The following is a 4,308-nucleotide window of genomic DNA, read 5'->3' on the forward strand; positions in this document are numbered from 1 at the left end:
GCAAGGACGACGACCACCGGCACCAGTGGGACAGCGACCGCCCCTGGGTCGGCGACCGCGACGAGGACGACGACCGCTGGCGCGATGACGACCGCTGCAAGGACGACGACCGCCACGAGGACAAGCGCTGGAACGACGACGACCGCCGCGACAACCGCTGGCGGGAGAGCGGCCACGACGAGGACGACGAGCGCTGGCGCGACGGTGACCGTGAGTGGGGCTGGAACCACCAGTACGTGACCTCGCTGCGCTGCCGCATCGGCGGCGGCACGGTCGTCGGCAGCTGGCACAGCCCGACCAGGCTGTCCTGCTACGGCGGAAGGTACAACGGGTATTGGGTGGTCAGCTACGGGCTGTGATGCCCGTGCGTGCCATCAGGGCGGGTCCGCTGCGCGGGCCCGCCCTTCTCGTGCCCGCCTACGGCGCGCACATGGTGAACGTGACGGACTTCGTCCTGGGCGACGGGCTCAGGATCCGGTAGGCGACGGTGTGCCTGCCGCCCGCCGGGGTGATGAGCCTCCTGGAGCTGACGGAGTCGCCGCGGCTGCCCGCCGGCAGGCGGGACGTTCCGCGCTCGACGACCCTGCCGTCGTAGAGCCACTGGTAGGAGAAGGCGGCGCCGGGGCGGGTGGCGTCCACTCCGGCGGCGAAGTTGAGCGCGCCGGTGTAGCAGGTGACCCCCGCGGAGTTGATCTTCGAGGCGCCCTGGACGCGGACGTACGCCAGGGCGAACGACGCCGTCCCGGTGGGGGTGGGTGACGGCGTGGAGCGTTCCGGAGAGCCGGTGGGGGTGGGACGGGGGCGGGCCGCGCGGCGCTGCGGCGTCCTCGTGGGCCTCGGAGCGGCCGTGCCGTGCCTGGACGGCCTCGCCGTGGCGGACGTCCGCACGGCTTCCTGGGCGGAACGCACCTCGGCGTCCGCCTGGCGCTTGCCGGAGTTCCACACCACGACCCCGGCCGCCACGCACACGGCCACCGCCCCGGCTCCGAGCACCAGCACCGGCGACCGCCTCCCCACCGCCTTCCCCACCCCTGGAGCACCCCCCGCACCACCAGCCGCCGCACTGCCGGCCCCCGCACCACCGGCCGCCGCGCCACCAGCCATGGGACCGCCGGACGGCAGCCCTGCCGGATGCCCGCCACCGGCCTGCCCGCCACCCGGGAACGTGCCACCGGCATGCGGGCCGGTCGGATGCGGGCCGGTCGGATGCGGGCCGGGGGCGGTGGCCGGGTGGGGTTCGCCCAGGAGGAGGGGCAGGACGGTCGTCATGGGCGGGCGGGCCTGAGGATCCTTGGCCAGGCAGGCGCGGACGATCTCACGCAACGGGTCCGGCAGCTCGCCGAGCTGCGGCTCCCCCCGAAGAATGCGCCCCGCGACCGCGGGCGGCGCGTCGTCGCCGAACGGCGGACGGCCCGTGGCCGCGAACACCATCACCGACGCCCACGCGAAGACGTCCGCCGCCGCCCCCGCCGAGCCTCCGTCCAGCTGCTCCGGCGCCATGTACGCCACCGCGCCCCCGTCGGCCCCCTGTCCGGGCCCGGTCCCCGCACCGGCGCGACCGGAGCCCGGCCCCGTGCCGGCGGTGCCGAAGCCGACCAGACGCGCGCCGTCCCGGCCGAGCAGCACGCCGGACGGCTTGAGGTCACCGTGCGTGAGCCCCGCCCGGTGCACCGCGGCCAGCCCCGTGGCGGTGCCGACCGCCAGGTGCCGCAGCTGACCGCCGCCGAGCCGGCCCACCTCGGCCAGCGACGGCCCCTCCACGTACTCGCTCACGATGTACGACAACCGCCCCCAGGCCGCGTCGAGCACCCGCGCGACGCCCGGCGGCTCGACCCGGCGGGCCGCCTCCGTCAGGGCGGCGAACCGTTCACCGGCCACGATGCCGTGCAGGACCTTGACGGCCACGGGCCGCCCGTCCGGCCCCTGGCCGAGGTAGACGACCCCCTGCCCGCCGGAGGCCAGCCATCCGGTGATCCGGTGGGCTCCCAAGGACGTGGGGTCTCCAGGACGTAAAGGCTCGGCGTTCGGCATGAGGCGGTGACTCCTGGGGACAGCAGCGGTACCGAATCATGAACTTTAGCGGGATGAATCCAGATCCGCCGCCCCCGGGATGCCCCATTGGACAGCCGCCCTGTCCGCGTACTACGTTAATCATCAGCAGCACTGACGATCAGTGGTGCTGATGAAAGGAACAGCATGATCCTCATCACGGGCGGGCTCGGCTTCATCGGGACGCACACCGCGCGAGCGCTGCTCGACCTCGGCGAATCCGTCGTACTCGTCCAGCGCCGGGCCCCCGAGGTGCCCGCGCTGCTGGCCGGCGAGGCCGAGGGGCGGCTCGCCGTCGAACAGGCCGACCTCGACGACCGCGCCTCGCTGCTCGCCCTGGGCGACCGGCACAAGATCACCGGGATCGTGCACCTGGCCGGCTCGATCCCGTGGCCGCCCGGCGCGCACGAGCCGGTCGAGGGGGTCGAGAAGTCCGTCGCGAGCCTGCTCAACGTCTTGCACGCGGCCACCGAATGGCAGGTGTCCCGGCTCGGCCTGGCCAGCACCATCGGCGTCTACGGCGGCGTCGAGGCCCCCAGCCCGCTGGGCGAGGACCTGCCGCTGACGATGGCGGCCTCCCATCCGATCCCGACGTTCAAGAAGATCGGCGAGCTGATGGCCGGTCATCTGGCCGCGGCGACCGGCCTGGAGGTGGTCAACCTCCGCATCGGCGCGATCTGGGGGCCGCTCGGGCACCCGCGCTCGCCGTTTTTCCTGCTGCCGCAGCTCGTGCACGCCGCCGTACGGGGTTCCGCGCCGGACCTGACGAGCCCCGCGTGGGGCGCGTACGCGGGGGACGGCGGCGACCTGTGCTACGTCAAGGACTGCGCGCGGGCCATCGCGTCGCTGCAGACGGCCGAGCGGCTGCGCCATCGCACGTACAACGTGGCCACCGGGCGGATGACCACCAACGGCGAGGTCGCCGCGGCGATCCGGCGGGCCGTGCCCGGCGCGGACGTCGAGCTGCGCGAGGGCCGCGACCCCGCCGGGACCGGCCGTGACACCTACCTCGACATCACCCGGCTGCGCGAGGACACCGGCTTCGAGCCCGCCTACGACGTCGAGACCGGGGTGGCCGACTACGCTTCCTGGCTCGGCGCGGGCCACGACCGATAGCGGAACCGGCGGCCGGAACGTGGGTCTCGGCGACCCCGCCCTTCTCCCGGGGCCCTTCTCCCGGGGCCCTTCTGCCGGGGCCGCGACCCCGGCCGGGCCGACCGGCTTGCCGACCTCCTGGGAGCCCGGCGTGGCAGCATGAACGCGACCGCTGACACTCCGCCAGGAAAGGCCCCCATGAACACCGCGGACCTGTACGACGAGCGCGGCGACGAGCTCGACTCCTGCGACCTGCAACTCCGCCAGTACGGCGGGCGCCGCGCCTTCCACGGCACGATCGCCACCGTGCGCTGCCACCAGGACAACGCCCTGCTCAAGACGGTCCTGTCGGAGCCCGGCGAAGGACGGGTCCTGGTGGTGGACGGCGGCGGCTCGCTGCACGCCGCGCTGATGGGCGACATGATCGCGGGTGGGGCGGTCGCGGCCGGTTGGGCGGGCGTGGTGATCCACGGCGCCGTCCGGGACGTGACCGCGCTGCGCGAGCTGGATCTCGGCGTGAAGGCGTTGGGCTCCAACCCGCGCAAGAGCGGCAAGACGGGCACCGGCGAGCGGGACGTGCCGGTCACGTTCGGCGGCGTCACGTTCTCGCCGGGGGCCGAGCTGTTCAGCGACGACGACGGGATTCTGGTCACCCGCGTGCCGAGCTGACCTACTTCCTATTTGCCCGTTCCGTCGGGGTTATCAGGGAACCCGGGCTGTGATTTCGTGGCAGGACATCACGATCCGGAGGCGGACCATGGCATTCCAGCTCATCGTGCTCTACCACCACCCCGAGGACGTCGCGGCCTTCGACAAGCACTACGACGAGATCCACGTGCCGCTCGCGGCCGCGCTGCCCGGCCTGCGGGCCTACACCGTCCAGCGTCCGGTGGCCGGGGGCGGGCAGCGGCCCGCCTACCACCTGGTCGCGGTGCTGACCTGGGACGACGAGCAGTCGTTCCTCGCGGCGATGGCCAGCGAGAAGGGACAGGCGGCGGTCGCCGACGTGGGCGAGTTCGCCGTGGCGGGGGTCACGATGACGACCGGGCCGTCGGCGTCGGTGCTCTGAGACATGCGAGAAGGGCGTTCCCCGTGATCGGGGAACGCCCTTCGTCGTGTACGCGCTGTGCGGGTGTTACTTCTTGACCGACAGGGGGACGGTGC

5 protein-coding genes are annotated in these 4,308 nt (G+C 73.6%); 4 read left to right on the plus strand and 1 reads right to left on the minus strand.

The features are described from left to right. On the plus strand, window positions 1-359 hold a 359-nt coding region (locus ACWCSU_RS36750), incomplete at its 5' end, for a hypothetical protein (RefSeq protein WP_449941308.1). Between the two features lie 58 nt (window positions 360-417). Here ACWCSU_RS36750 and ACWCSU_RS36755 read toward each other — a convergent pair. Next, window positions 418-1,989: a serine/threonine-protein kinase gene (locus ACWCSU_RS36755; protein ID WP_449941310.1), complete on the minus strand. Its 1,572-nt coding sequence runs from the start codon at window positions 1,987-1,989 to the stop codon at window positions 418-420. A gap of 207 nt (window positions 1,990-2,196) precedes the next feature. On the opposite strand from ACWCSU_RS36755, the gene ACWCSU_RS36760 reads away from it, so the two are divergent. The 3 genes from ACWCSU_RS36760 (at window position 2,197) to ACWCSU_RS36770 (ending at window position 4,213) form a co-directional block, all read left to right on the plus strand. After that, the gene (locus ACWCSU_RS36760; protein ID WP_449941311.1) at window positions 2,197-3,165 is read left to right on the plus strand and encodes an NAD-dependent epimerase/dehydratase family protein; all 969 of its coding nucleotides are present in this window, start codon (window positions 2,197-2,199) and stop codon (window positions 3,163-3,165) included. Between the two features lie 177 nt (window positions 3,166-3,342). Continuing rightward, a complete protein-coding gene (gene rraA / locus ACWCSU_RS36765; protein WP_449941312.1) occupies window positions 3,343-3,813 on the plus strand; it encodes a ribonuclease E activity regulator RraA in 471 nt (156 codons plus the stop codon). A gap of 88 nt (window positions 3,814-3,901) precedes the next feature. Then, window positions 3,902-4,213, plus strand: coding sequence for an EthD family reductase (locus tag ACWCSU_RS36770; RefSeq protein ID WP_449941315.1), 312 nt, complete (start codon window positions 3,902-3,904; stop codon window positions 4,211-4,213). The last annotated feature ends 95 nt before the right edge of the window (window positions 4,214-4,308 follow it).

The organism is Nonomuraea sp. NPDC001699 (assembly GCF_053596455.1).